Annotated in this window: 25 protein-coding genes and 1 pseudogene; 11 read left to right on the top strand and 15 right to left on the bottom strand. The window is 71.0% G+C overall.

The features are described 5' to 3' along the window. Window positions 1-64: 64 nt before the first annotated feature. Genes ACQEVZ_RS20145 through ACQEVZ_RS20135 form a run of 3 tightly spaced genes read right to left on the bottom strand, consistent with a single transcriptional unit; the run spans window position 65 to window position 695 of the window. Window positions 65-238 (bottom strand): hypothetical protein, encoded by a 174-nt coding sequence (locus tag ACQEVZ_RS20145; protein ID WP_433368634.1) that lies wholly within the window; start codon window positions 236-238, stop codon window positions 65-67. Next, window positions 235-399: a hypothetical protein gene (locus ACQEVZ_RS20140; RefSeq protein ID WP_433368631.1), complete on the bottom strand. Its 165-nt coding sequence runs from the start codon at window positions 397-399 to the stop codon at window positions 235-237. Before ACQEVZ_RS20140 ends, ACQEVZ_RS20145 begins: the two co-directional genes overlap by 4 nt. Beyond that, window positions 396-695, bottom strand: a complete 300-nt coding sequence (locus ACQEVZ_RS20135) for a hypothetical protein (protein ID WP_433368628.1) — start codon at window positions 693-695, stop codon at window positions 396-398. Before ACQEVZ_RS20135 ends, ACQEVZ_RS20140 begins: the two co-directional genes overlap by 4 nt. 148 nt (window positions 696-843) lie before the next feature. On the opposite strand from ACQEVZ_RS20135, the gene ACQEVZ_RS20130 reads away from it, so the two are divergent. Next, a complete protein-coding gene (locus ACQEVZ_RS20130) occupies window positions 844-1,272 on the top strand; it encodes a hypothetical protein (protein WP_433368625.1) in 429 nt (142 codons plus the stop codon). After that, window positions 1,272-2,723, top strand: a complete 1,452-nt coding sequence (locus ACQEVZ_RS20125) for a recombinase family protein (RefSeq protein ID WP_433368622.1) — start codon at window positions 1,272-1,274, stop codon at window positions 2,721-2,723. Before ACQEVZ_RS20130 ends, ACQEVZ_RS20125 begins: the two co-directional genes overlap by 1 nt. A 237-nt stretch (window positions 2,724-2,960) precedes the next feature. Here ACQEVZ_RS20125 and ACQEVZ_RS20120 read toward each other — a convergent pair whose 3' ends face one another. Next, a complete protein-coding gene (locus ACQEVZ_RS20120; protein WP_433368619.1) occupies window positions 2,961-3,338 on the bottom strand; it encodes a hypothetical protein in 378 nt (125 codons plus the stop codon). A gap of 281 nt (window positions 3,339-3,619) precedes the next feature. Here ACQEVZ_RS20120 and ACQEVZ_RS20115 point away from each other — a divergent pair, with 281 nt between their 5' ends. From ACQEVZ_RS20115 to ACQEVZ_RS20095, 5 genes and pseudogenes are all read left to right on the top strand, one after another. Beyond that, a complete protein-coding gene (locus ACQEVZ_RS20115) occupies window positions 3,620-4,615 on the top strand; it encodes a cobalamin biosynthesis protein (RefSeq protein ID WP_433368616.1) in 996 nt (331 codons plus the stop codon). A gap of 380 nt (window positions 4,616-4,995) precedes the next feature. Continuing rightward, window positions 4,996-6,645: pseudogene (locus tag ACQEVZ_RS20110) on the top strand (cobyric acid synthase); the annotation flags it as partial. A gap of 110 nt (window positions 6,646-6,755) precedes the next feature. Beyond that, window positions 6,756-7,376, top strand: coding sequence for a uridine kinase family protein (locus ACQEVZ_RS20105; RefSeq protein WP_433368613.1), 621 nt, complete (start codon window positions 6,756-6,758; stop codon window positions 7,374-7,376). Between the two features lie 75 nt (window positions 7,377-7,451). Continuing rightward, a complete protein-coding gene (locus ACQEVZ_RS20100) occupies window positions 7,452-8,516 on the top strand; it encodes a M48 family metallopeptidase (RefSeq protein WP_344513754.1) in 1,065 nt (354 codons plus the stop codon). Window positions 8,517-8,525: 9 nt separating this feature from the next. Continuing rightward, entirely contained in the window at window positions 8,526-9,887 is a 1,362-nt protein-coding gene (locus ACQEVZ_RS20095; protein WP_433368609.1) for a dipeptidase, read from the top strand. A 453-nt stretch (window positions 9,888-10,340) separates the two neighbouring features. Here ACQEVZ_RS20095 and ACQEVZ_RS20090 read toward each other — a convergent pair whose 3' ends face one another. The 3 genes from ACQEVZ_RS20090 to ACQEVZ_RS20080 are packed head-to-tail and all read right to left on the bottom strand — an operon-like array spanning window position 10,341 to window position 13,617. Beyond that, complete coding sequence (locus tag ACQEVZ_RS20090; RefSeq protein WP_203847877.1) at window positions 10,341-10,793, bottom strand: response regulator; 453 nt, start codon at window positions 10,791-10,793, stop codon at window positions 10,341-10,343. Next, complete coding sequence (locus ACQEVZ_RS20085) at window positions 10,790-12,406, bottom strand: sensor histidine kinase (protein WP_433368605.1); 1,617 nt, start codon at window positions 12,404-12,406, stop codon at window positions 10,790-10,792. The genes ACQEVZ_RS20090 and ACQEVZ_RS20085 overlap by 4 nt, the downstream gene beginning before the upstream one ends. After that, entirely contained in the window at window positions 12,403-13,617 is a 1,215-nt protein-coding gene (locus ACQEVZ_RS20080; protein WP_344513762.1) for a PP2C family protein-serine/threonine phosphatase, read from the bottom strand. The genes ACQEVZ_RS20085 and ACQEVZ_RS20080 overlap by 4 nt, the downstream gene beginning before the upstream one ends. A gap of 161 nt (window positions 13,618-13,778) precedes the next feature. On the opposite strand from ACQEVZ_RS20080, the gene ACQEVZ_RS20075 reads away from it, so the two are divergent. The 3 genes from ACQEVZ_RS20075 to ACQEVZ_RS20065 all read left to right on the top strand — a co-directional run bounded on the left by ACQEVZ_RS20075 (window position 13,779) and on the right by ACQEVZ_RS20065 (window position 16,737). Then, window positions 13,779-15,347: a Na+/H+ antiporter gene (locus ACQEVZ_RS20075; protein WP_360560137.1), complete on the top strand. Its 1,569-nt coding sequence runs from the start codon at window positions 13,779-13,781 to the stop codon at window positions 15,345-15,347. Next, window positions 15,344-15,601: a UBP-type zinc finger domain-containing protein gene (locus ACQEVZ_RS20070; RefSeq protein WP_433368602.1), complete on the top strand. Its 258-nt coding sequence runs from the start codon at window positions 15,344-15,346 to the stop codon at window positions 15,599-15,601. The genes ACQEVZ_RS20075 and ACQEVZ_RS20070 overlap by 4 nt, the downstream gene beginning before the upstream one ends. A gap of 170 nt (window positions 15,602-15,771) precedes the next feature. Beyond that, entirely contained in the window at window positions 15,772-16,737 is a 966-nt protein-coding gene (locus tag ACQEVZ_RS20065) for a DedA family protein (RefSeq protein ID WP_433368599.1), read from the top strand. A gap of 820 nt (window positions 16,738-17,557) precedes the next feature. On the opposite strand, the gene ACQEVZ_RS20060 is transcribed toward ACQEVZ_RS20065, so the two are convergent. The 7 genes from ACQEVZ_RS20060 to ACQEVZ_RS20030 form a co-directional block, all read right to left on the bottom strand. Continuing rightward, window positions 17,558-18,649 (bottom strand): hypothetical protein, encoded by a 1,092-nt coding sequence (locus ACQEVZ_RS20060; RefSeq protein ID WP_344510448.1) that lies wholly within the window; start codon window positions 18,647-18,649, stop codon window positions 17,558-17,560. A gap of 577 nt (window positions 18,650-19,226) precedes the next feature. Further along, window positions 19,227-19,508, bottom strand: a complete 282-nt coding sequence (locus ACQEVZ_RS20055) for a YiaA/YiaB family inner membrane protein (RefSeq protein WP_344510446.1) — start codon at window positions 19,506-19,508, stop codon at window positions 19,227-19,229. Window positions 19,509-19,552: 44 nt separating this feature from the next. Beyond that, window positions 19,553-20,488, bottom strand: a complete 936-nt coding sequence (locus tag ACQEVZ_RS20050; protein ID WP_344510445.1) for an AAA family ATPase — start codon at window positions 20,486-20,488, stop codon at window positions 19,553-19,555. A gap of 111 nt (window positions 20,489-20,599) precedes the next feature. After that, the gene (locus tag ACQEVZ_RS20045; protein WP_433368594.1) at window positions 20,600-21,469 is read right to left on the bottom strand and encodes a HEAT repeat domain-containing protein; all 870 of its coding nucleotides are present in this window, start codon (window positions 21,467-21,469) and stop codon (window positions 20,600-20,602) included. A gap of 43 nt (window positions 21,470-21,512) precedes the next feature. Beyond that, window positions 21,513-21,968, bottom strand: a complete 456-nt coding sequence (gene yidD / locus ACQEVZ_RS20040) for a membrane protein insertion efficiency factor YidD (RefSeq protein WP_354900168.1) — start codon at window positions 21,966-21,968, stop codon at window positions 21,513-21,515. A 258-nt stretch (window positions 21,969-22,226) separates the two neighbouring features. Next, window positions 22,227-22,628: a hypothetical protein gene (locus tag ACQEVZ_RS20035; RefSeq protein ID WP_433368591.1), complete on the bottom strand. Its 402-nt coding sequence runs from the start codon at window positions 22,626-22,628 to the stop codon at window positions 22,227-22,229. A gap of 101 nt (window positions 22,629-22,729) precedes the next feature. Then, entirely contained in the window at window positions 22,730-23,506 is a 777-nt protein-coding gene (locus tag ACQEVZ_RS20030; protein ID WP_433368588.1) for a helix-turn-helix domain-containing protein, read from the bottom strand. A gap of 87 nt (window positions 23,507-23,593) precedes the next feature. Between ACQEVZ_RS20030 and ACQEVZ_RS20025 the strand changes: the two genes are divergently transcribed. Beyond that, window positions 23,594-23,962 carry a nuclear transport factor 2 family protein gene (locus ACQEVZ_RS20025; RefSeq protein ID WP_363394514.1) on the top strand — a complete coding sequence of 123 codons (369 nt, stop codon included), beginning with the start codon at window positions 23,594-23,596 and terminating at the stop codon, window positions 23,960-23,962. Here the strand turns inward: ACQEVZ_RS20025 and ACQEVZ_RS20020 are convergent. Beyond that, window positions 23,927-24,625, bottom strand: a complete 699-nt coding sequence (locus tag ACQEVZ_RS20020; RefSeq protein ID WP_433368585.1) for a permease prefix domain 1-containing protein — start codon at window positions 24,623-24,625, stop codon at window positions 23,927-23,929. The genes ACQEVZ_RS20025 and ACQEVZ_RS20020 overlap by 36 nt on opposite strands. Between the last annotated feature and the right edge of the window lie 32 nt (window positions 24,626-24,657).

Raw genomic sequence — 24,657 nt, 5'->3', positions numbered from 1 at the left:
GCCCCGTTACGCCGGCCAATGGCGTGCGGGGCTGATCTGTGTGCGGGTCGGCGCGAGCGCCGGGTCAGGTGCGCCGCCGGCGGGAGCCGACGACCAGGGAGCCGGCCGCCCAGGCGACCAGCAGTGCGAGCAGGAGCACGGCGGCGCGCTCGTCCGGCGTCGACCGGATGTCGGTGGCCGCCAGCAGGGCCGCGGCCAGGGCGGCGAGGACGAAGGCGATCTGCAGCGCGCGGGTCATGCCGCAGCCCGCTGCGTAGCGGTCGCCCGGCTGGCACGCTCGCGCCGTTCGACGGCGACGAGGATTTCGGCCAGGGCCTGCGACAGGGAGTCGGCGGCGGCGCGCCCGGCGGGGGTGTTCGGGTCCAGCGGGGTAACCCGGCGGCCGGGTGTGGTGCTCATGCCGTCACCGGCTTGCCGCGCACCTCGAAGACGTCTTCGAAGCTGGTGCCGATGTCGACCGCAGCCAAGGCTGCCTCGTTCTGGCGCATGACGTCGAGCAACCGGGCGATGAACTCCTCGCCGATGACGCCTCGACGTGCGCGGTAGATGGTCTTGGGGTCCATGTCGAGCAGCCGCGACCGCGCCACGTCGCTGCCGCAATTGAGGACCCGTGTGATCAGGTCAAAGCGGTCTAGCCGGAGGAAAACCCCGGCCCGCGTGCCCGGCATGTTTCGGGCTTGCGTGTCCAGGCTCATGCGCCCAGGTTAGCGGGGCATGCATGCCGGAACAAGGGCATGCATGCCCGGATTTGCAACTTGCTCTCTGCAATTACGCGAGCTACATTCGCCTTCCCGGGCGTCCGTGCCCCTACTCTCGGGCACACGTGCCCGGTACGCTCACTCTGTGACCGACCGTAGGATCGATCGCGACGCATGGGCAGAGCTCATGACCGCACTGATCGACAGCGAAACACGCGGCAAAAAGGCCGCGTTCAGCCGACTCATCGGCGTGAACACGCGCACGCTGGACCGTTGGCTGGCCCGGGAGGTCGACGTCTCCGAGGAATCAGTCAGATCAGTCGCCAGAGGCACGAACCGCTCGCCGATGGAGCTACTGATCAAGGTCGGCTACTACCGGCAGGACGAGGTCGAACTCGGCGGGCCAAACACCGAGCCGATCGACCCCGACGTGTTGATCATCCTGCGCGCCCTCGCCGACCCGAACACCCCTGAACCGCAACGGGCGACGATCCGGGAGATGCTGAGCTACCTCGCAGACCTCGCCGGCGGCAAGCGCGGCGAGCGCGGCGAGCGAGGCAAGGACGCCAGCTGATGCCACGCCGCATCGTCGCCGCTGTCCCCGACCGGCCCAGCCGCGTCGTCGCCTACGTACGCGTCTCCTCGCTCATGGGTCGAGGAGGCGACGACTTTCACAGCCCCGAGGTGCAGCTCTCCGCAATGCGTCGGGCGACAGCCGGCATGCAGGAGGTCGATGTCGTTGACGACATCGACGAGAGTGGCACGGACTTCAACCGCGAGGGTATCGACAAGATTCGCGCCATGGCCCAGGCACGGCAGATCGACGCGATCGCCGTCTACGACGTCAGTCGTTTCGGCCGCAACGTGCTCGAATCACTCCTGGTGCTCCAGGAGCTCGCCGGGTTCGGGGTCACGATCATCTCCGCCTCCGAGCACATCGACACCTCCACGCCGGCCGGCGAGATGATGCTCATCAACATGCTCAACCTCGCCCAGTACCGGGCGAAGGAGATCGGACGGGGCTGGTCCAACACCATCAACCAGCGGGCACAGAAGGGGCTGCACCACGGTCGGCCGCTCGGCTACACCCGCGTCAACAAGCGCATGGTCCCGGACCCGGTCGTCGGCCCGGCCATGAGCGAGGCGTTCCGCCGCTACGCGCGCGGCGAGGAGATCAGCGCGATCGCCGGGTACCTCGCTGCCGTTCGCGGTCGGCCGGTGCACACCAGCAACCTCAAGAAGGCCTTCCGGAGTCTCGTCTACCGAGGTCATGTCATCGAAGCCGGCCTCGTGCTGCCCGGTCTACACGAGCCGCTCGTCGACGAGGACACGTGGCAGTCGGTCCAGGACCGGCTGGCCGTCGAGACAGGCGCCCCGCCACGACACCTCGCACCCACCTGGTCCCTCGTCGGGCTCTGCGAGTGCCCGAAGGAACACAAGCTGCAACGGCAGCCAGCCAAAGGCCGCGATGGGATCTACGTCGACAGACTCGTCTGCGGCATGGCCCGCAGCGGCGTCAAGGGCAGCACCTGCGCCGGCGTCGGCCGGCCGCTCCTGGACCTGGTCGAGGAGGAGGTGCTGAGCCAGGTCGCGAGCTATGCGGCCAGGCTGCGCAGCGACCACCATGCCCGCGCCGCACGACTGGCCCGGCTCGCCGCCGCCTCAGCTGACCGCGACAGCCTCAGCCGCAGCCTGAAGACGCTACGCACGGGCATGGCGAAGCTGGCCACGGAATGGGCCCTGAGCCAGATTCCCGAGCAGACGTACCGCGACGCCCTCAGCGAGATGCAGACCGCCGAGGGCACGGTCCTCGCCGAGCTCGCCCGTCTCGGGCCGGCCAAGCCCGACCAGGACCCTGCCGTGACCGCCAAGGCCGCAGAGGCACTTCTCGCGCTGTGGCCGCGGATGACGTACGCGGAGCGCGGCAAGGCACTCCGGTCGGTCGTCGACCGGATCGTGGTCCGCGCCGCGGAGCGGTGGCGTGAGCCCGAGGAGGATCGGGTCGAGGTCCTCTTCCGCTGGTAGCGCGCAGCGCGAATCGGCGTCTTTGTGCTGGTCAGGATGATCGGCGTTTGCAGTTGCCGACGATGGTCATCGTCGTCTCGTTCATGTCCGTCTCCCTCCCGTGTTAAGGACTCGGGAGGAGCATCGGTCAGATCGGTCCTGCCCCGCTCGCGGCCGACGCCGGATCTGTGGATAACCGACCGCTTGTGGACAGGCTCGCGTCAGCGCTGATGATCTGCTACGCGCTGGTCGTACACCTCAGAAAGCCGCATGGGCGAGGTTCGAGGTGAACACTTCCCAGACCCCGCGGCGGCGCACCAGCAACTTGCGCGACAGCAGGTGCGGGTCGCCGGCGAAGAAGACCCTGTCGATCGCGCGCCGGACCTTCGCGAGGCCGGGCGGGGACTGGGATCCGGTCACGATCACGACGTCGCGCGCCGGCACGCCGACCACGAGCTCACCGGGCACGGCACGCTCCAGGCCTGCCCAGAACGGCTCGGCGAGCAGCAGCGTCGAGGCGACCCCGTCGAACTGGAGCATCAGCGCGGGCGGCTGGCCGTGGACCTGGGCAGCGCCGAGCCGTTGGTCGAGGTTGTGCGCGGCCTGGCGGCGCAGCATCCGGCGGGGCATCTCCATGCGCTGCAGGTCGGCCCAATTGACGAGGCGTTGCCCGAACGGCGGACCGTAGCTGTAACCGACCCGAGGCCACCCATGAACTCGTCGACCACGGGCGCGAACACATCTTCGCGACGGATGTCGCGAAGCGGCGCGAGAACGGGGAGGAGCATGGGCTGCACGCATGCAAAGTAGGACGCTGACGGATGTGAGACAAGCTCTTGTTTTCGCACCATTTGCTTGCTAGTGCCCCGACGGGCCGCCATGAAAAATTGTCGGTGGGGGTCGGTAGTGTCCCGAGCATGGCGATTCGAAGACTCCACGCCGACGCGATCGGGATGTTGCTGGGCGGTGTGCTGGATTCTGTGTTCGGCGATCCGCGCAGGTGGCACCCTGTCGCGGGGTTCGGGCGGTTCGCAGGGGCGGTCGAGCGGCGCACCTATGCCGACGACCGGGCCGCGGGAGCGCGATTCACTCTGGTCGCCGTGGGTGCGCCTGTACTGGTGGCCGCGGCGACGGCCTGGTTGACCAGGCGAAGGCCGATCGCCCGCACTCTGGTTGTGGCCGGTGCGACCTGGGCCGCGCTGGGCGGCACGAGCCTCGCGCGGGAGGGACGGGTGATGGCCGACCGGCTCGACGGCGGCGACCTGGATTCCGCGCGGGCGCAGCTGCCGAATCTCTGCGGGAGGGATCCGTCCGCGCTCGGTGCGCCAGAGCTGGCCCGGGCGACGGTGGAGTCCGTCGCGGAGAACACGTCGGACGCCGTCGTCGGCCCGCTGTTCTGGGGCGCGGTCGCGGGGCTGCCGGGCATCGTCGGGTATCGGGCGGTCAACACGTTGGATGCGATGGTCGGTCACCGCTCGGCTCGGTATGCGAGGTTCGGCACCGCCTCGGCGCGCCTCGACGACCTCGCCAACCTGGTGCCGTCGAGGGTGACGGCGGCGCTGACGGTCGCCGCCGCGCCGGCCGTCGGAGGGCAGCCCGGCGAGGCGCTGCGGGTGTGGCTGCGCGACGGAGGTCGGCATCCGAGCCCGAATTCGGGGCAGTGCGAGGCGGCCGCCGCCGGCGCGCTGGGGATTCGGCTCGGAGGCCGCAACGTGTACGGGTCCCGGGTCGAGCACAGGCCGCACCTCGGCGACGGCGGGCCACCCGCCCCGCATGACGTCCGCCGGGCCGCGACCTTGTCCGTCGTCATCGGCGCGGCCGCTTTAGGCCTCGCGTGCGCGCTCCGGGCGGGCGCCGCTCGCCGCCGCGCCAAGCCGGCCGGTGTCGGGCTGCGGGGCGAGGGCGCGGCGTGAACGGTCGGGAGCGGAAGCTGCTGTGCTCGGCTCGCGGTGGCGGCGGAGCGTGGCGGGAGACGCCGGCGTGAGTGGCTCGGGGCGGAGTGGAGGGCGGCGAGCGGTGAGTGCAGCGCTTGGTTCACGGTGGCGGCGGAGCGTGGCGGGAGACGCCGGCGTGAGCGGTTCGGGGCGGAGTGGAGGGCTGCGAGCGGTGAGTGCAGCGCTTGGTTCACGGTGGCGGCGGAGCGTGGCGGAGGTGGCGGCGTGAGCGGTCCGGGGCGGAGTGGAGGGCGGCGAGCCGGGGGTGCAGTGCCTGGCCCGCGGCGACGGCTCGGAGCGGAGGTGATGGCGTGAGCGGGCTGCTGGTTGCCGGCACGACGTCCGACGCGGGCAAGAGCATGCTCACCGCGGGGATCTGCCGCTGGTTGCGCAGGCGGGGCGTGGACGTCGCTCCGTTCAAGGCGCAGAACATGTCGAACAACTCGGCGATCGCGGTGGACGGCGGTGAGATCGGCCGGGCGCAGGCGCTGCAGGCGTATGCGTGCGGGTTGGAGCCCAGCGTCAGGTTCAACCCGGTGCTGCTCAAGCCGGGCTCCGACCGGCAGAGCCAGGTCGTCGTGCTCGGGCAGGCGACGGGGTACATCGGCGCCCGTAACTACCACGAGATCAAGGACCGGCTGCGCGGCACGGTGCTGGAGACGCTGCGCGAGCTGCGGGCCAAGCACGAGGTGGTGATCTGCGAGGGCGCCGGGAGTCCCGCCGAGATCAACCTGAGGGCCGGCGACCTGGCCAACATGGGCCTCGCCAGGGCGGCGGACCTGCCCGTCATCGTGGTCGGCGACATCGACAGGGGAGGGGTGTTCGCCGCGCTGTACGGCACGCTCGCTCTCCTCGACGCCGAGGACCAGGCGCTGATCTCGGGCTTCGTGATCAACAAGTTCCGCGGGGACTCGGGGCTGCTCCGGCCGGGCGTCGACTCGCTCACGGAGCTGACCGGCCGGCCGACGCTCGGGGTGGTGCCCTGGTCCACGGAGCTGTGGCTCGACGGCGAGGACTCGCTGGCGTACGACGGGCGGGTCCTCGGCCGGCCCGCGGCGCCGCGTGGCGGACAGTGGCTGCGGGTCGCCGTGGTCCGCCTGCCGAGGGTGTCCAACGCCACCGATGCCGAGGCGTTCGCCGCGGAGCCGGGGGTGCAGGTGCGGCTCACGGTCGAGCCCGCCGACCTCGCCGACGTGGACCTGGTCGTGCTGCCGGGCACCAAGTCCACTGTGGACGACCTGCACTGGCTGCGGGAGCGGGGGCTGGCGGACGCGGTGCTTGCCCACGCGGCGTCCGGCCGGCCGGTTCTCGGGATCTGCGGCGGGTTCCAGATGCTGTCCGAGCGGATCTTCGACGACGTGGAGAGCCGCCGCGGCGCGGTGCCGGGGCTGGGGCTGCTGCCGGTGGAGGTCACGTTCGCGGACCGCAAGACCCTCGGACGCGTGACCGGCACCGGGCTCGGGTCGCAGCCGGTGCGGGGGTACGAGATCCACCACGGCGTGTTGAGCCGGGCGGCGGAAGGCCTTACGCCGTTGATCCGCCTGGCCGACGGCACGGGTGAGGGCGCCGTGTCCGGCAACGTGTTCGGCACGCACTGGCACGGGGCGTTCGAGACCGACGAGTTCCGGCGGGCGTTCCTGACCGAGGCCGCGCGCCTGGCCGGCCGGCACGGATTCCAGGTCGCGCCGGACACGTCGTTCGCGGCGCTGCGGGAGCGGACCGTCGACGTGCTGGGCGACCTGGTCGAGGAGCACCTCGACACGACGGCGCTGTGGCGGCTGATCGAGGGTGGCGCACCCAGCGGCCTGCCGACCGTCGTCCCAGCGCTGAGAGCATCCGCCCCGAGCGCTCCTGGCGCCGAGCCCACATCGGCGCCAGCGGTGCCTGCCGGCGTCGCCGGGACACCGGGCGGTGCGGCGGGACCTGCTCCAAGTGCGCCTCGTGCGGAGTCCGGGGCGGTGCTGTCCGGCAGCGTTCCGGGATCGCCGGACGATGGGGCGGAAAGCGTCCTGAGCGCGCCTCACGACGAGCCTGTGCCGGCGCCGGTGGTGGCCGGCGATCTTCCGGGGTCGCCAGGTGATGCGGGCGGCGGGAGGGTCACGGTGGATCGGGGGGTGTCATGAGCGCGACGGGCGGGGGCATCGGGACGTACGGCGCGCTGGCGAAGGAGGTCCTCGGCCGGGAGGCGCGCCTCGGGGACGTGCGGCTGGTGGCGGTCGACGGGCGGGCGGGGTCGGGGAAGACCACGTTCGCGGGACGGCTGGCGCGGGCGTTGCGGCACGCCGGTGTGGACGTCGCCGAGTTGCACACCGACGACTTCCTGGACGGGTGGGCGGAGCTGGAGGCGTGGCGGCCGAGGCTGGAGCGGTGGGTGTTCGCGCCGTTCAAGGCGGGTGAGGACGCGCGGTACCGGCGGTATGACTGGGTGCGGGAGCGGCTGCGCGACGAATGGGAGCCGTTGCGGCGGCCAGACGTGCTGGTCGTCGAGGGGGTCGGCAGCGCGGGGGTGCAGGACCTGACGTTCGCCGTGTGCGTCCACGCGCCGCGGGCGCTGCGGCTGGAGCGGGGGCTGATCCGCGACGGCGAGGCGTTACGGCCGCAGTGGGAGCGGTGGATGGCCGAAGAGGACCGGTTCTTCGGTGAGGGCGCGGCGCCGCGGACGGTCGACGTGCACGTCGACGGGGCGCCGGGCGAGGAGCACGACCCGCAGAATGAGTACTTCATCCTCGCGGGCGGGTAGACGGGTGTTGCGCAGGTGCGGGACGATCCGGGAGGCGGCCGGACACGATCCGGATGCGACGGGGAGGCGGAGCGAATGACCACGAACGACGTGCAACGCCGGCGGGTGGTGCTGACCGGGATCAGTTCCCGGGCGTGGGAGCACCCGGCGGACAGGGGTGCCCTGGTGGCGCTGCGGGAGTTGCGCGGGTTCGACGACGCGCTGAAGTCGCTGCACGCCCTGTGGAACGAGCGGGCGTGGCGGCTGGAGTTCCTCGGCAACGCGATCCGCGTCGACCACCGGCAGTTCCCGCGGGTGCACCGGCTGATGGCGGAGGCCGCCGCGTCGCTCGACGTCGCGGACCTGCCCGAGCTGTACGTGCACAGCGACCGCTCGATCAACGGCATGTGCATCGGCATGTCGAAGCCGTTCATCGTGATCAACCGGGGCTGTCTGGAGCTGCTCGACGACGAGGAGCTGCGCTGCCTGCTCGGACACGAGCTGGGGCACCTGGTGAGCGGGCACGCGGTGTACCGCACGATGGTGCTGATCCTGACGGACTGGGCGGTGCGGCTCGCGTGGCTGCCGGTCGGGTCGATGGTGCTGCGGGCGATCGTGGCCGCGCTCATGGAGTGGTGGCGCAAGGCCGAGCTGTCCGCGGACCGGGCCGGGCTGCTCGCGTGCCAGGACCCGGCGGCGTCGCTGCGGCTGTCGATGAAGCTGGCCGGCGGCGGTGACCTGTCCGAGGTCGACACGACCGCGTTCCTGGAGCAGGCCGCTGAGTTCGAGCGGGCCGGTGACCTGCGGGACAGCCTGATCAAGATCCGGATGGTGACGGCGCGGTCGCACCCGATGCCGGTGGCGCGGGCCGCCGAGGTGCGGGCGTGGATCGACCGCGGGGAGTACCAGCGCATCCTCGGCGGCGAGTATCCGCGTCGCGCCGACGACGGGGACGCTTCGGTCAGCGAGGAGATCAAGGCGGCGGCCGCGTCGTACCGGGAGGCGTTCTCACGGTCGCAGGATCCGCTGGTGTCGCTGCTGCGCAAGCTCGGCGACGGGGCGTCGGAGGTCGGCGACTGGGTCGGCGCCGGCGCGGGCAAGATGCGCGGCTGGATGCGCGGAAACGGGTCCAACGGCACAGACGACCAGTCGGCGAAGTAAGTTCCGGGTATGACAGTGCTCACCGAAGAAGAGCTCCGCGCCGCGATCCGGCGGGAGATGCCCGGGGTCCGCGCCGATCTGGAGCGGCTCGTGCGCATCCCAGGCATCGCGTTCACGGGGTTTGACCACAGCCACGTCGAGCGTTCCGCCGAAGCGGTGGCGGAGCTGCTGCGCGGCGCCGGGATTCCGGATGTGCGGCTGGTCCGGAAGGGTGGGCAGCCGGCGGTGCTGGGTCGCAGGCCCGCGCCACCCGGAGCGCCGACGGTGCTGCTGTATGCGCACCACGACGTCCAACCGGTCGGCGACCGCTCGCAGTGGCTGAGCGACCCGTTCGAGCCCGAGGAGCGCGACGGCCGCCTGTACGGGCGCGGCACCGCCGACGACAAGGCCGGCGTCATGGCGCACATCGCGGCGCTGCGCGCGTTCGGAGACGACCTGCCGGTCGGCGTGGTGCTGTTCATCGAGGGCGAGGAGGAGTTCGGCTCCGAGTCGCTGGAGGACCTGCTGCGCGAGCACCGCGACGAGATCGCCTCGGACGTGATCGTGATCGCGGACTCGGGCAACTGGGACGTCGGCCAGCCGGCGCTGACGACCGGGCTGCGGGGCATCGTCAACGGGTTCTTCGAGGTGCGGGTCCTCGAGCAGGCCGTGCACAGCGGCATGTTCGGCGGTGCCGTGCCCGACGCGTTGATCACCCTGTCCCGGTTGATCTCGACGCTGCACGACGAGGCGGGTGACGTCGCGGTGGAAGGCCTGGTCAGCACGCAGTCGGCGCCGCTGGACTACCCCGAGGACCGGTTCCGCGAGGAGGCCGGCATGATCGACGGGGTTCAGTTCATCGGCAGCGGGCGGCTGGTCGAGCGCCTGTGGACGCGGCCGTCGATCTCGATCCTCGGCATCGACGCGCCGGCCACCGAAGGCGCACCCAACGCGTTGATCCCGGTCGCGAAGGCCAAGTTCAGCGTGCGGATCGCACCCGGTGACTCGGCGCAGCGGGTGTACGACACGATGGTCGCCCACCTGGAGCGGCACGTTCCCTGGGGCGCGAAGGTCACGGTGACGCTCGAGCAGCTCGGTGAGCCGTGCGTGATCGACGCGACCGGGCCGGTGTACGAGGCGGCCCGCCAGGCGTTCACCGAGGCGTGGGACGGCGTGAGCCCGGTCGACATGGGCGTGGGCGGGTCGATCCCGTTCATCGCGACGTTCCAGGAGATGTTCCCCAAGGCAGCGATCCTGGTCACGGGCGTCGAGGACCCGAGCACCAAGGCGCACGGGCCCAACGAGAGCCTGCACCTGGGCGAGTTCGAGCGGGTCTGCGTCGCCGAGGCCCTGCTGCTGGCGAAGGTGGCCAAGGTCGCCGACACCGCCTGACGCAAACCCCGGAGCGTTCCGGCCCGGCCACTGAGCCGGGCCGGAACATCAGCCCGCCCGCCCAGCGAGGACGAACCACCAGGCCACGAAGGGCAGGCCGCGCCGAGGTGGGACGGGTCGGGTCGGGCCGCGACGGGCCGCGACGGGCCGCGACGGGCCGCGACGGGCCGCGACGGGCCGCGACGGGCCGCGACGGGCCGCGACGGGCCGCGACGGGTCAGGCCGCGACGGGTCAGGCTGGGCCGCGACGGGTCGGTTCGGGACACGACGCGGGCAGGACGCGACGATCCGGGAGCGGTCAGGCTGTGACTCGAGTTGAAGCCGGCGTCGAATCCGGGCCGCCACGCTGACGGGACGGCCACGCCGTACCACCGCGCCTGGACGGCAGACGACAAGGCCGCGGTGCTGAGGGGTCAGCGGCCCGCGGCCGGATCTGTCAGAAGGCGGGGAAGGTCAGCCGCGCGGGGGCAGCTTCACGACGCTGACGAAGAACTCGTCGATCTGGCGGACGACGGCGATGAAGCTGTCGAAGTCGACCGGCTTCGTCACGTAGGCGTTCGCGTGCAGGGAGTAACTGCGCAGGATGTCCTCGTCGGCCTGGGAGGTGGTCAGGACGACGACGGGGATGCGGCGCAGGTCCGGGTCCTCCTTGATGGCCTGCAGGACCTGGCGGCCGTCGACGCGGGGCAGGTTGAGGTCCAGCAGGATGAGGTCGGGCCGGGGGGCGTCCGCGTGCGGGCCTTCGCGCCGCAGGTAGGCTAGGGCCTCCTCGCCGTCCTGGACGACGTTGAGCTTGTTGCGGACCTTGTGCTCCTCGAACGCCTCCTGCGTCATCAGCACGTCGCCCGGGTCGTCCTCAACCAGGAGCACCTCGATCGGCAGGGACGACTCCCTGGGTGCGGTCATTGAACGGACTCCTCAAGCGAAGACGATGACGCAGACGCAACCGAAGACGAAGACGAAAGCGCAGCGGCGGGATCAGATACAGGTACAGGCAGCGTGAACCGGAACAGCGTACCTACGGTCTGCGACGGGTCGATCCAGATCCTGCCGCCGTGGTATTCGACGATTTTCTTCGCGATCGCCAGGCCGATGCCGGTCCCGGGGTAGGCGTCCTTCGCGTGCAGGCGCTGGAAGATGACGAAGACCTTGTCGGCGAACTCGGGCTCGATGCCGATGCCGTTGTCCTCGACGCTGAACTCGTACTCCTCGCCGACCTGCTGGCAGTCGATGAGGATGTGCGGGGTGCGGTCGGGGTGGCGGAACTTCAGCGCGTTGCCGATGAGGTTGCTGAAGAGGGCTCCGAGCAGCGGTTCCTCCCCTCGTACGACGGGCAGGTCGACGAAGGTGATCTCCGCGCTGGTCGACTCGCGCTGCGACTCGAACTGCTCGGCGGAGTCGACGACGACCTTGTTGAGGTCGATGTCGGCGAAGCCACTGGTGAGCCGGCCGATGCGGGAGAAGGCGAGCAGGTCGTTGATCAGCCGTTGCATGCGCTGGGCGCCGTCGACGGCGAAGGCGATGTACTGGTCCGCCCGTTCGTCCAGCTGCCTCGCGTACCGACGCTGCAAAAGCTGACAGAAGGAGGCGACCTTCCGGAGGGGCTCCTGCAGGTCGTGGGAGGCGACGTAGGCGAACTGCTCGAGGTCGCGGTTGGACCTGGTCAGCTCGGCGGCCTGCTGCTCGAGCATCCGGTTGGCCTCCTCGACCAGCCGGCGCGCCTCGACGACGTCCTGCAGCTCGGTGTTGATCCGCCGGCGCATCGTGTCGACGTCGGCGGCGAGCGCGGCCAGCTCCGGGGGGCCGCCGCCGGTGATCGCGTGGTCGTAGTTGCCGCCCGCGACGATGCGCACCTCGGCGGCGAGCTCGGTCACGGGCCGGGTCACCAGCCGCCGCAGGAGCAGCGCCAGCGCGACGCCCGCGAAGATGATCACGACTCCGGCGAAGACGAGCAGCACGATCAGCACGTTGCTGGAGGACCGGACCTCGGCGGCGACGGTGTCGCGCCGGGTGCTCAGTCCGCTGCGCAACGCGTCGATCTGGCTGGAGGCCGCGGTGTAGACGGCCCGTGAGGCGGCGGTCGGCGTCGCGCGTTCGGCGCTGGGGCCCTCCGTGCGGGTCTGCGCGATCAGCGGCTCGGTGATTTCGTGTCGGAACCGTGAGGTCGCCGCCGCGACGTCGTGGACGGTGCTGAGCAGGGCTGGCTCGTCGGAGAGGAGTCGCTCGGTATCGGCGAGGATCTCCGTCTCGGACTGCTGCGCGGCCTTGTACGTGTCGAGGTCACTCTCCCTGCCGGTCAGCAGGAACGTGCGGGCGCTCGTCTGCTGGCGCAGCAGCTGCGAGTTCAGCTGCTCGGTGTTGACGAGCGCGGGCGTGAGCCGGTCCATCACCTTCGTCGTGTCCGCCCGGTTGGCGGCCGCGGTGACGGTGGCGCTGACGGCGATGAGCCCGAGCAGGCCCGCGACGACCGCGCAGAGCGCGATGATCCGGCGCCAGAGCGACCATCTGGTCGGGTTCAACGCGAACTCCTCGGGTCCAGCAGCAGGACGGCGATGTCGTCGGACAGCGGCCCGCCGTTGTGGCCCTCGGCCTGCGCCGCGAGCCAGGCCGGCAGGTCGCGGGGGAGCGCGCGGCCGGGGTCCTTCAGCACGTCGACGATCCCCTCGATGCCGAGGCGTTCGCCGCCGGACGCGTCCGGGCCGGCGCTGCCTTCGATGAGGCCGTCGGTGTACAGCAGGAGCTGCCAGCCGGGTTCGCCCAGGCGCACCTCGGTGGCCGGGCGGGGGACGCCGGGCATCACGCCCAGCACGAGCCCCGGCCGAACGGCACACGGCTCGACCCGGTCGCCGGCGATCAGGATCGGGGGCGGGTGGCCGGCGAGCCGGATCCGGGCGGTGCCCTCGGCGAGGTTGACGGTGGCGACCGCGACCGTGGCGAACAGCTCGTCGGTGCGCCGCTCGCTCACCAGCACCTGCTCCAGCGAGTCCAGGATGTGGTCCTCCGGCACGCCGGCGAGGACCAGCGCCCGCCAGGCGACGCGCAGCGCCACCCCGAGCGGCGCCTCGTCGACGCCGTGCCCGCAGACGTCGCCGATGAGCAGGTGCAGGTGGGTGCCGTCGACGCCGATCGCGTCGAAGAAGTCGCCGCCGAGCAGGCCCCGGTCGCGGCCGGGCCGGTAGATGGACCACAGGTCCGCCTGTACACCCGCCATGATCGGTTTGGGCAGCAGGCCGCGCTCGAGCCGGGCCGACTCCGCCTGCCGCAGCTCCGATTCGCGCAGCAGCCGGGCCTGCTCGTCGGCCCGCTTGCGTTCGACGGCGTAACGGACGGCCCGCGACAGACCGGTACCGTCGACGGCGCCCTTGACGAGATAGTCCTGTGCGCCTTCGGCGACCGCCGCAGTGCCCAGGTGCTCGTCCTCCAGGCCGGTGAGCACGCACACCGCGACCCGGCCGGCGTCGTGCAGCACCTGCCGCAGCCCGTCCAGGCCGCTCGCGTCGGGCAGCCCGAGGTCGAGCAGCACGCAGTGCACCTCGCGCAGCAGCGGCCGGGCCTCCCGCATCGTCTGCGCGACCCTGACGTCGAACGGCGCGTCGGCCTCCGCGAGCAGTTCCTGGACCAGGAACGCGTCGCCGGGATCGTCCTCGACGAGCAGCACCCGGATGCGTTCGCCCGTGTGCAGGCCGAGGCGCCGGTTGCGCAGGTCGGCCGTCGTGCCGACGTCAGGCATGCGCACACCCTCCCGGTGGGTGCGGTAGTTGTCGCGCGGCACACATGGGGACGATCCTTCCCTACCTGACGACTTCGTGCATGTGCGGGTGCAGTGTCTCAGCCGGAGTGGCCGCCGTCACCACACATCCATTGCGTCCTACCGGTGGATAGGCTTCCCGCGTGCACGGGCTCGAGAACATCGTCGGACTGATCGCCGTCGTCGTCGCCACCTCCGTGGTGGCCCGGCGGATCGGTGTGCTGTCACCCATCCTGCTGGTGCTGGTCGGGATCGGAATCTCCTTCATTCCCGGCGTGCTGGAGATCGAGCTGGACCCGGAGATGGTGCTGCTCGGGATCCTGCCGCCCATCTTGTACGTCGCGGCGCTGGAGACCTCGGTTCCCGCGTTCCGCTTCAATCTCCGGCCGATCCTGCTGCTCGCCGTCGGACTGGTCCTGTTCACCGCCGCGGCCGTCGGCTTCACGCTCCACGCGCTCCTGCCGCAGGTGCCCCTGGCCATGTGTTTCGCGCTCGGTGCGGTCGTCGCGCCGCCCGACGCGGTCGCGGCCACCGCCGTCGCCCGCCGCATCGGCCTGCCGCGGCGGATCGTCACCGTGCTGGAGGGCGAGAGCCTCATCAACGACGCGACCGCCCTCGTCACGCTGCGGGTGGCGGTCGCCGCCGCGGTCGGCGAGGCCGTCGACACCTGGTCGATCACCCAGACGGCGTCGCTCGCCGTGCTCGGGGGTGTCGGCATCGGCATCGTCGGCGGCATCGTCCTCGGGTACGTGCACAAGAAGGTCGAGAACCCGCTCATCGACAACGCGATCTCGCTGCTCACGCCGTGGGTGGTGTTCCTGCCGGCGGAGAGCATCCACGCCTCCGGCGTCGTCGCGGTCGTCGTCACCGGCCTCGCCCTCGGGCACAGGATGCCGACGCTCATGTCCGCCGCCTCCCGGCTGCAGATGGACGCTTTCTGGCGGATGGTGAAGTTCCTCCTCGAAGGGGCGGTATTCCTCCTCGTCGGCCTGCAGCTGCGCGCGCTCATCGAGCAGGTCGAGCGGTCGTTCTGGTTCACGCTCGGCTGCCTCGCCGCCGTCGTCGGGGTCGTGGTCGTCGCCCGGATCGTGTGGCTGTTCCCGACCGTGTACCTCGCCCGGCTGATCCCACGGGTCCGCCGCCGCGACCCCTCGCCGACGTTCGCGGCGCCCGCCGTCATCTCCTGGGCCGGCATGCGGGGCGCGGTGACCCTCGCCGCGGCGCTCTCGCTGCCGTCACCGCAGCAGGCCGGCGCCTATCCGCGCGGACTCTTCGTGATCCTGGCCTTCGGGGTGATCGTGGCGACGCTGGTGCTGCAGGGCGCGACCCTGCCGACCGTGGCCCGCTGGCTGAAGGTCCCGGGCGACGACGAGAAGGAGGACGCGCTCGCCGAGGCGTCGGTGCAGCACGAGGCGAGCCGGGCCGGCAAGGCCCGCCTGGAGGAGGTCGCCGACGACGCGCCCGACGGGGTCGTCGAACGGCTGCGGCAGGTCGCGCTCAGCCGCTCCAACCTGGCCTGGGAGCGTCTCGGCCGATCCGACCGGGAAACGCCGTCGGCCGCGTACGCTCGCCTGCGGCGCGAGATGCTGAACGCCGAACGCGAGGTCTTCCGGCGCGCCCGCGACACCGGCAAGATCCCCGAGGAGACGCTGCGCCAGGCGCAGCGCGACATGGACCTGGAAGAGTCACTGCTGGAGCGAGGAGATCTGTGACCTGCCCGCACATTGAAGCCGCGGAGAAGCTGGACATCCCGGAGGTCGAGGGATGTCCGGAATGTATCGAGATGGGCTTCACCGACTGGGTCCACCTGCGCCAGTGCCTCACCTGCGGGCACGTCGCGTGCTGCGACTCCTCCCCGCGCCGGCACGCCACGCAGCACTTCCTCACCACCCATCACCCCGTCATGCGCTCGATCGAGCCCGGCGAGTACTGGCGCTGGTGTTACCTGGACGAGACCATCGGCTAGCTTTTCCCGCCCTTCCTACCTGCGGGTATGCGTTTCTCAGCGGTTTCTAAGGAGACGCCGGACACAATCATCACCAGTTGGGCATGGAACGGGGTGCATTCGTGTTGCCATGGTCAACGGGGAATGGTCGACTGACGACGGGGTAGGGGGCGGACCATGGTGAGCGGGACATGGTAGACGCGGTCATGGACCTGGTGGCAGCTCCCGGTGTCCTGTACGCAACGATTCTCGTCCTCCTCACCGTCGACGCGTTCGTCCCGGTCGTCCCGGCTCAGGCCCTGATGATCGGCGGCGGCATCCTGTCCACCACCGGCCACGTCCAGCTGCTGCTGCTCGTCGCCGCGGGTGCCGTCGGCGCGATCTCCGGCGACCTCCTGGCGTTCCTGCTCGGCCGCCGCCTGGCCCGCCGCGACGCCGGCACCCCGGACCGCCTGACCCGGCGCAAGCCCAGGGCGATCACCCTTCGCCTCAACGAAGCCATGCGCAAGCACATCTTCCTGGCCGTCCTCCTGTGCCGCTTCGTCCCCGCCGGCCGCATGATCACCGCCATCTACGCGGGCCGCAACGGCGTGTCGACCCGCCGTTTCGCCTCGTACGACGTTCTGGCCGCCACCCTCTGGGCCACCTACGGCGCGCTCCTCGGCCACTTCGGCGGCGAGGCGATCGCGGACTCGTCCTGGCTCCCGCTGGTCCTGGTGGCCGCCGCCGCCCTGCTCTTCCTCGCCGGCGCCCCGCTGCTCAGCTTCGTCGGCCGCCTCCGCCGCCGCTCCACGCCGGCCCCGGCGCTCGCGCTCGCTTCCTCCGGTTTCGCGGTGGCGGGGGCTCCTGCCGCCATTCCGGCCGACGCGGACCCGCAGCCCTTGGCCACGGGCGTCATCAGGCCTCGCCGCTTCTTCCGGGGCGCGGGCCTGGCCGCGAAGGTCGGCTTCGTCGGACGCGCCGTCCGCGCCGCCGGCGGCATGCCTGTCGTCGCTGCCGCCCCTCAGCCTGTACGCCGCCGCTGCCGCCGCTCGGCCGTCGAGACCCTCGCCGCCGCCGAGCCCTTGGCCGCCATCGAGGTCCTGGTCGCCGCCGAGGCCGTCGCCGCCGCCGAGTCGGTCGTCGTCCAGGTCAACGGTTTACAGAACGCCAGCTGACCACCCCGAGCGGATGGCTCGGCCGCGGTGAGGCGCGCGCCACCCTGCTCGTGAACCAACGACGACGAGCGCGCCGCCGGCGGTCGGTGTGATGTGGATGGGTTGTGAGCGCCAACGACGGCGCTGGACCATGTGAGGACGGCGGCCGGGGAACATCACCGCGACCACTGCACGGACGGGTGCCCACGCCACCTGGCGCCCGGCCCACAACCGGACGGAAGAACCCACCTCCGCGCTGGCCTGTCCTGTGACCAGACGGATCGGTGAACCCGCACGCGGACAGCAACGCAACGTCAGCCGACCCGCAGGCGGATCCTTCAGCCGAAACCAGCCATCACCATGATCAAAGGACAATCCCGGTCACCCGGACGACCACCACACGAGTTCGATCGAGAGGGGCGGCGTCAGCGGTCGACGCGATCCGCACTGGTCGTGCAACCAACGGCGCAGGACCACGCGAGACCCGCGGCCGCCACCTGACTGCTGGGGCGCGTGTGCGAGTTCGCCGGCTTTTGCGGGTCGATCGTGGCCATGCCGGCGTGATCGAAGTCGCGTGGTGGCTGTGCGGGCGGCCGGGGTTGTCCTTCGATCATGGTGGTGGGTCGGTGCTTGTGGGTGCCGTCTGTGCTGTGGTTGCGGTGATGTTCCCTGGTCGCGTTCTCGCATGGTCCGGCGCCGTCGGGGGCAATCGTTCGGTGGTTTCACGCCGTCGTTGGCTTTCACGACCAGTCCGCAAAGCTGATGGTGCGCTTGCAGGGAAAAGGCAGGGGCGCGGTGCCAGTGGATGGCGCCGCGCCCCTGCCTGATGGTCCTGCCTGAACTACATGCCGATCTGCTGGCCGCTGTCGTTCCAGGTGTTGTTGCTCCACTGGGGGAGCTGGGACGCCTGGAAGGCCTGGGTGCCGTAGTAGCCGCCCTTGGGCCAGAAGCCGCCGCCGGACTGGCGCATGAACTTGTTGTTCGTGATCTTGCCGTTGGTGATCTTGTAGTTGGCGTCGTACCAGTAGAAGGAGTAGCCGCCGCCGTTCATCAGGTTGCTGTCGACCACGACGTCGTTGATGGAGCCGATGTCGGCCTTGAGCAGGATGCACGACGTCTGGGTGTGCTGGTTCTCCAGGCGGTTGTGCAGGATGCGGATGTAGATGGCGTTCGTCGACTGGATGACGTCGTTGTGCTGGGCGGAGCCGGTGCCGCCCGGGTCGTGCAGCCAGGAGTCCTGGACCGTGCCGCGGCCGTCGATGCGCAGGATGTCGCCGGAGCCGTGGGCGTTGACCCGCAGGAGGGTGTAGCCGGTGCGGCCGATGAGGGCGATACCACCGGTCGACGCGTCCTTGAGCTGGCCGTCGATCTCGGTGTCCTCGATGCGCAGGTTGGCGTTGTCGTCGGTGGAGGTCACGGCCTGCACGTTGGCCACGCGGATCCGGCTGTTGCGGATCGTCACGTTCTTGGCCTTGATCTCGATGTGGCCGTTGATGTCCTTGCCGTCGATGACCGTGCCCGCGACCGTGATCGTCATCGGGCCGGTGTACGGCGTCAGCGTCACCTTCTTGCGGGTGTCGCCCGGCAGGCCCTGCGGGTAGCCGGTGTTGTGCGCGGCCGGGTACCCGGCGACCGTGTAGGTCGCCGGCACGCCACCGCCGCCACCGGGCGCTGGCGGCTTGGCGCTGGTCGAGCTGCCGGCGCTCTTCGACGGCGACGCCACGGGAGACGCGGATGTCGACGGCGCGGTGCCCGTGCCGGCCGAACCGGAGGGCTGTGCGCCGCTCGCCGAGGGGCGGGGCGCCGAGCCGGTCGCCGGCAGGTCCTTGCAGGCGCTCAGCGCGCCGGTGGCGAAGAGCGCCGCGGCGACGAAGCCCACGCTCGTGCGTCGTAACGGGCGGCGGTTGGTGGAAGCGTTGTCGTGCGTGCTCATGTGCTGGGAATCCTCCCGGATCAGTCGACATCCGTCAGTCGACGCGGCACGTTGGCCTGTCGGAGCTTTTCGGCGTGAATGCTCGGTTGGTGATTCCGCTCCTTACTTTCGACTGCATATGTCTGGCGAGAAACCGGGCGCGATTCATTCTCGGCAATGCCGTCAAGATCGGCGTTCGGTACGTCGCTCGCAACCTTGCGTAACCGTTTTCCGGGTCGAAGCATCCCACGCTTCGCCAGGGGAGTGAAACCCTACGGAGTGCCGTTGTGGCAACCTTTAGGATTCTTAAGTCACGCCTAAGAAATAGCACGACTGGAAAGCCGCACGATAGCCCCGGATCGGGCATATCGGCGCGCGCCGAGAGTGGTCCAGATCACTCAATCGTGCGCGGTCAGTATGGCGCTCTTCAAGGTCGCCACGTTGCGCTGAACCATACAGCTAGTACGCCGTCTGGCCTAGTCATGACGGGTGTGATCTAGCCGATCACCTCATGCGGCAGCGCCCGGGCGGCCACCCGAGCGCTGACAGAACCGAAATGTCCGAAAAAACGGAGAAACTAGGACGAGAATCGGAGAAGCTAGGAGCGGAACGGGTCGTGGTCGGTCAGCAGCTTGTCCAGGCGCGCCTGATCGACCCGCTGGACGACGCCCGCGGACTCCTGGTGGTCACGGACGCACTTGGCAAGGGTGAACGCCGACGTGACGGTGTAGAGCAACCCGATGGCGAGAAACGCACGCATCCACTGGTTGACCGGCAGGTAGGCGATGCCGATACCGAGGCCGACCACCGCGACCCCGAACGAGACCGCGGACTGCAGGAAGAATGCCGTGGTGGTCTTCGTGGGCACTGGTGTTGTCATGCGGACGAGTCTCGTCCGCCACGTGGCGAAAGGCCTGAGTAGGACTACTCAACCAGGGCAGGTACCGGAAGCTCGATCTTGTGAGCCCGCTGCCACGCCGAGACCACCTCGTCGGTGACGTGCACCCGGAAGTAGTCGTTGGCGCTCAGCCGCGCGGTCACCGGCTCCTCACCCTCGGCCAGCAGGCTGGCGGGCACGAGACGGAACTCGTTCTGCACGGCGGCGCTGAGCCTGCGGTGGCCGTCGATGACGTAGTAGTCCGGCCCGGAGTGCCCGATCGTCAGCGGCTCCAGCGCCTCCGGCCCGGCGTCGCCGATCGAGGCGACGAAGGCGCCGTCCACCGAGTCCAGGGAGTCCAGCGAACGGGTCGGGTAGATCCGCATCGGGTCCAGCAGCAGCAGCGGCGGCCGCTCGCGGAGGATGTCGCCGCCGAGGCGGCCCTCGAAGGCGTCCACGATCATCGCGACGATGTCGTCCGGCCGCGCCCGCGTGCTGTCGCAGACCAGGTCGTAGTTGCGCAGGCGCAGCTTGTCGGCGCCATACCGGGTCAGGAACCGCACCCGCTCGCTCTCGCTGCGGCCGTGCAGGCGCTCCTTGGCCTCCTCCAGCGTCGCGTAACGCTCCACCTCGCTGTGCGGGCGGGCGAGGACGCGGCGGGCCGCCTCGTTGGGCTCGGTGATGAGGTGCACCTTGAACGCGTCGTGGAAGAAGAACCACGCGAGCCGGCTGTCGACGATGAGCTGCTCGCCGGACTTGGCGATGTTGCTCTGCAGCTCGTCCACCGCGCTGTCGATCGCGTCGTCGAGCTCGGCGTGGAGGTTGAGCTGGAGCGCGGTCATGCCGCGTTCCTCGGCCATCTGCCGGTACATGTCGCCGACGCTGATGCGCCGCAGTCCGAGCCGGCCGGCGAGCTCCACCGAAACGGTGCTCTTGCCACTGCCGAGGTCGCCGTTGATGACGACGGACCGGTGATTGCTCATGCGCAACTCTCTAGGTAGACCCGCGGGGCAGTCCAGGTCAGGAGCCTAACACGCCCACGTTGCGCGCTTTTCAAGGCGTCAAGAGCCGAATTCCGAATTGCATTCTGATAGTCAATGGAATCGGCCGTATCGTTCGAGCGCCCGGAGCAGCTCCGGTTCCGGGGGTTCGCCGGTGTACGACGAAAGCTCCGCCTCCAGATATGGCAGCAGCCGCGGATCGCCCGTCGCGGCGGCGAGTTCGCACATCGCCTCGAAGATGACGAGCAGGTCGGCGTCGGGATCCGGGTCCGCCAGGAACGACAGCAGCCGCGGCATGGCCCGCTCGTCCCCGCGGACCGCCAGGCCGTGCACCGCCTCGGCGCGGGTGTCGGTGTCGTCGTCGAGCCGGGCGGCCAGCGCCTCGCGCAGCGCGGGGAAGTCGGCGTCGCTCTGCCGGGCGAGGCCGAACGTGGCCCAGTCGCGCACGCGGGGCTCGTCGTCGGCGGACAGCTCGATCAGCGCGTCGAGGGCGGCCCGGGTCTCGCGGCCCAGCAGCCCGAACACGACGCCGCCGCGCACGTCCGCGTCCGGGTGGGCGCGCAGCCGCACCAGCGGCGCGACGCTGCCCACGCCGGCCATGTGCCCGAGCGCCACGGCGAGGCTGTACAGGACCGCCGGGTCGTCCTCACGCGCGATCATCGCCAGCAGCTGCGCCGTGGCCTCGTCCCGGAACGGCCCGTCGGCGGCACTGCGGCCAGGCGTGGCCCGATGACCAGGAGCGGCCCCGGAATCGGGACCGGGCGTGCCGAGCACGGTGCCGAGCTGGCCGAGGACATCGGCGGCGAGCTCGCGGCGGGACGGCTCGGCGGCCCGCCCGAGCCGGGCGGCGATCCCGAGCGCTTCCCGGCCGCCGTGGACGTGCAGGTGCGTGACGAGCTCCCACCGGCGGTCCTCGCCGGCCCGCAGCGCCTCCTCGAAGACCCGCGCCACGTCCGGTTGCATGACCGCCATCGTGGCCGCCGGGGTCGCGGGCGGGCAACGCGGTTTACGGCACGGGGTCCTTGGTGCCGTGCGGGGTCGACGGGTTGCAGCGCCGGATGCGGGCCGCGGTCAGCCGGGAGCCCTCGACGAGCCCGTACCGCCGGACGGCCTGCAACCCGTAGTCGCTGCAGGTCGGGAAGTGCCGGCAGTGCGTCGGCAGGTGCGGCGACAGCCAGCGCTGGTAGCCGCGGATCGCGGCGACGCCCGCGCGGCCGGGGGCGGTCGTGGTGCGGCGCGGTGCCCGCCGGGGCGCGGCGATCGCCATCAGGCCGAGCAGCGAGCCGAGCATGAACGGGTTGCAGTCACAGGCGTCGCAGTCGCACCCGTCGCCGCTGTCGCGGTTGCGGCGGCGCTGCTGCTGGTTGTGCTGCTGGTTGTTGTGTTGCTGCTGTTGCCGGCGGCGGCGGTCGCGGCGGTGCCGCCAGATCGCCACGGCGTCACCGATTCCGATTCGCGCCATGGGCGGCATTGTGTGGCCGATCGTCCGTGTGATCAAGGACCGGTCGCGTTTCTTACTGAATGAACACCAAAACGCACCCGGATGGCCGACTTCGTTCGGGCGGCCGGGAATGTCCGGACAGTCCCGGACACCCGAACGAAGTCGAACAACCGAGTGCGTAGGTGATCTGAACAGCTCTGGTGGGTCGCCGGCCCCAGGGGCTGAATCCAGGGGCCGGCGCGGTCAACCACACCGTCAGGAGCTTCGGTCGTGCGGAGCTCAGCTGCCCGCGATGGCCGGGCCACCGTTGGTGTGCAGCTCGGTCGCCGAGCCGAACGCGCTGTCCAGGCGGGCCTGCAGGGCCTCGAGCTCGTGGAACTCGCTCGAGGACGCCGACTCGGAGCCCTCCGCGGCGAACACGTGGTCCGTCTCGGCGGCGGAGTGGTCGTAGGAGGTGAAGTCCGACTCCTCGTACTGCGCGCCGCTCGGGTCCGTGATGGACACGTGGTGGCCCTGGTCGAAGCTGGTGTTCTCGGCCGACGCGTGGTCCTGCTCGTAGACGTTGAACTGCGAGTCGTAGTTGTTCTGGCTGGCGTCGACCTGGTGCAGCTGGTCCAGCGCCTCGTGGTTCTCGCCGGTCTCGACGTGACCGTAGTCGGTGCCGCCGTCGTACTCGCTCATTTGGTGCTCCTTCTGGTGTGGGAAGTTCTTCGGTGTGGCCTTGCGATGCATATGACGTTACGGCCGGCCGCACTTCCTCGAATCCCAGAAACGTGCCACCGTCAGGCGGCGCCGAGCGCCGTGCCGAGCGCCGCTGCGGTGGCCGCGTCGGCGGGGAAGAACGACTCGATGGCGAGCTCCGCGACGGTGACGTCCAGCGGCGAGCCGAACACCGCGGTGATGCTGAAGAACCGCAGCTCGACGCCGTCCTGGCGGATCCGCAGCGGCACCACGACGTCATGCGGGGCGGGCGCCGGGCCGTCGCCGCCCGGGTACGCCGACAGCTCCGCGAGCAGGTCGGACAGCGCCGGGTCGCCGGTGGTGCGGGCCTGGCGGTCCAGCCGGCCCAGCAGGTGCGCCCGCCACTCGCCGAGGTTGACGATCCGCGGCGCGAGCCCGTCCGGGTGCAGCGACAGGCGCAGCACGTTGACCGGCGGCTCCAGCAGCGCCGGCGCCACCCCCGCGACCAGCCGGTGGACGGGCGCGTTGGCGTCGAGCATCGTCCACAGCCGGTCCACCACCACGGCCGGGAACGGCTCGTGCCCGGTCAGCACCTGCCGCAGCGACGCCCGCACCGCCCGCAGCTGCGGCGCGTCGAGCCCGCCCTCCGGGTACGCGGGCGCAAAGCCGCCGGCGAGCAGCAGCGCGTTGCGGTCCCGCAGCGGGACCTCCAGGTGCTCGGTGAGGCGCAGGATCATCGCGCTGGTCGGCTTGGAGCGGCCCGTCTCGACGAAGCTCAGGTGCCGGGTCGAGATCTCCGCCTGGATCGACAGCTCGAGCTGGCTCAGCCTGCGCCGCTCCCGCCACTCCCGGAGCAACACCCCCACAGGTTGCGTCATGCGGCGATGGTACGAACCCGGACGGAAGCGTGGCCATTACCTCGCGGGGAATCGACCGGGGGCGCGGGCGCCGGCAGGCTGAACGGCATGAGCGACTACGAGAGCATCGTCAAGCGGTACATCGAGGTGTGGAACGAGACGGACCCGCAGGCCCGCAGGGTGGCGATCGACGCGCTGTTCACCGAGGACGTGACGTTCGCCGACCCGATGGCGGCGGCCCGCGGCCAGTCGGAGATCGACTGGATGATCGGCGGCGTGCAGGCCCAGTTCCCGGGCTTCGTCATCACCCCGCTCGGCGCCGTCGACGGCCACCACGACCAGGCGCGGTTCGGCTGGGAGATGGGGCTGCCGGGGCAGGAGGCGCCGGTCGCGGGCTTCGACGTGGTCACCGTCGCCGCGGATGGCCGGATCAACCAGGTCCTAGGCTTCCTGGACCGGGTGCCGGCCCAGGGCTGACCGCGTCGGGGCGGCGGCCCGCAGGCAGCGCAGCCCCGAATACACCATCCACACCGGCGTCGCGGTGGTGATGACCGCCGCGGCGAGCGCCGTCGGGGACAGGCTGGCGGACGTCGTGGCGTGCCAGGTGGGGCTCAGCGCCGACAGGGCCGCCCCGCCGAGGACGAAGAACGCGCAGACGCCGATCGCCGCCATCCCCGTCGCGCGGGCGAAGCCGCCGCCGACGCTGACGAAGCGGCTGCCGGCCCCGCAGGCGACGGCGGCGAGCAGGCCGAGGAGCACGACGGAGTAGCCGGCGTAGTCGACGGTGCGGGCGAGGACCATGTATCCCCAGCTCGGCTGCCACGACCAGCCGGTGGCCGCGGACCGCCACGCCACCTCGGAGATCACCTGCTGGGCGGCGACGGCGCCGGCGACGAGGAGGGCGGTCCGGCGGGCCTGCAGCAGCGCCAGCTCGCGCTGGTAATCCGCGGCGAGCTCGCGGACCGTGCCGAACTCGTCGACGGCCAGCCGCGCCGCGGCCGGGGCCGGCAGGCCGGCCGACTCGTGGTGCGCGGCGGCGTCGTGCAGGCTGTCGCGCACCTCGGTCAGCAGCTCCCGCTTCGCCGCGCGCGGGCCACGCAGCGCGGCGCCGAGCGAGGTCACGTACGCGTCGATAACCACCCGCCAAGTATCGCGGAGCCCGGGACGGTGCG

Origin of the sequence: Dactylosporangium sp. CA-152071, from assembly GCF_050936335.1 — a bacterium.
Lineage (GTDB): Bacteria > Actinomycetota > Actinomycetes > Mycobacteriales > Micromonosporaceae > Dactylosporangium > Dactylosporangium maewongense.
The sequence above is the reverse complement of the archived record's forward strand: the minus strand, read 5'-3'. Positions and strand labels throughout refer to the sequence as shown.

What these genes read in the sequence shown, in the direction of transcription:
- ACQEVZ_RS20120 (WP_433368619.1), bottom strand. Translation starts at nt 3,338, where the DNA reads ATGGAGATGCCCCGCCGGATGCTGCGCCGCCAGGCCGCGCACAACCTC.
- ACQEVZ_RS20080 (WP_344513762.1), bottom strand. Translation starts at nt 13,617, where the DNA reads ATGCCTGACGTCGGCACGACGGCCGACCTGCGCAACCGGCGCCTCGGC.
- ACQEVZ_RS20100 (WP_344513754.1), top strand. Translation starts at nt 7,452, where the DNA reads ATGACCACGAACGACGTGCAACGCCGGCGGGTGGTGCTGACCGGGATC.
- ACQEVZ_RS20095 (WP_433368609.1), top strand. Translation starts at nt 8,526, where the DNA reads ATGACAGTGCTCACCGAAGAAGAGCTCCGCGCCGCGATCCGGCGGGAG.
- ACQEVZ_RS20060 (WP_344510448.1), bottom strand. Translation starts at nt 18,649, where the DNA reads ATGAGCACGCACGACAACGCTTCCACCAACCGCCGCCCGTTACGACGC.
- ACQEVZ_RS20145 (WP_433368634.1), bottom strand. Translation starts at nt 238, where the DNA reads ATGACCCGCGCGCTGCAGATCGCCTTCGTCCTCGCCGCCCTGGCCGCG.
- ACQEVZ_RS20050 (WP_344510445.1), bottom strand. Translation starts at nt 20,488, where the DNA reads ATGAGCAATCACCGGTCCGTCGTCATCAACGGCGACCTCGGCAGTGGC.
- ACQEVZ_RS20035 (WP_433368591.1), bottom strand. Translation starts at nt 22,628, where the DNA reads ATGAGCGAGTACGACGGCGGCACCGACTACGGTCACGTCGAGACCGGC.
- ACQEVZ_RS20065 (WP_433368599.1), top strand. Translation starts at nt 15,772, where the DNA reads ATGGTAGACGCGGTCATGGACCTGGTGGCAGCTCCCGGTGTCCTGTAC.
- ACQEVZ_RS20105 (WP_433368613.1), top strand. Translation starts at nt 6,756, where the DNA reads ATGAGCGCGACGGGCGGGGGCATCGGGACGTACGGCGCGCTGGCGAAG.
- ACQEVZ_RS20030 (WP_433368588.1), bottom strand. Translation starts at nt 23,506, where the DNA reads ATGACGCAACCTGTGGGGGTGTTGCTCCGGGAGTGGCGGGAGCGGCGC.
- ACQEVZ_RS20045 (WP_433368594.1), bottom strand. Translation starts at nt 21,469, where the DNA reads ATGCAACCGGACGTGGCGCGGGTCTTCGAGGAGGCGCTGCGGGCCGGC.
- yidD (WP_354900168.1), bottom strand. Translation starts at nt 21,968, where the DNA reads ATGGCGCGAATCGGAATCGGTGACGCCGTGGCGATCTGGCGGCACCGC.
- ACQEVZ_RS20115 (WP_433368616.1), top strand. Translation starts at nt 3,620, where the DNA reads ATGGCGATTCGAAGACTCCACGCCGACGCGATCGGGATGTTGCTGGGC.
- ACQEVZ_RS20025 (WP_363394514.1), top strand. Translation starts at nt 23,594, where the DNA reads ATGAGCGACTACGAGAGCATCGTCAAGCGGTACATCGAGGTGTGGAAC.
- ACQEVZ_RS20090 (WP_203847877.1), bottom strand. Translation starts at nt 10,793, where the DNA reads ATGACCGCACCCAGGGAGTCGTCCCTGCCGATCGAGGTGCTCCTGGTT.
- ACQEVZ_RS20055 (WP_344510446.1), bottom strand. Translation starts at nt 19,508, where the DNA reads ATGACAACACCAGTGCCCACGAAGACCACCACGGCATTCTTCCTGCAG.
- ACQEVZ_RS20125 (WP_433368622.1), top strand. Translation starts at nt 1,272, where the DNA reads ATGCCACGCCGCATCGTCGCCGCTGTCCCCGACCGGCCCAGCCGCGTC.
- ACQEVZ_RS20140 (WP_433368631.1), bottom strand. Translation starts at nt 399, where the DNA reads ATGAGCACCACACCCGGCCGCCGGGTTACCCCGCTGGACCCGAACACC.
- ACQEVZ_RS20135 (WP_433368628.1), bottom strand. Translation starts at nt 695, where the DNA reads ATGAGCCTGGACACGCAAGCCCGAAACATGCCGGGCACGCGGGCCGGG.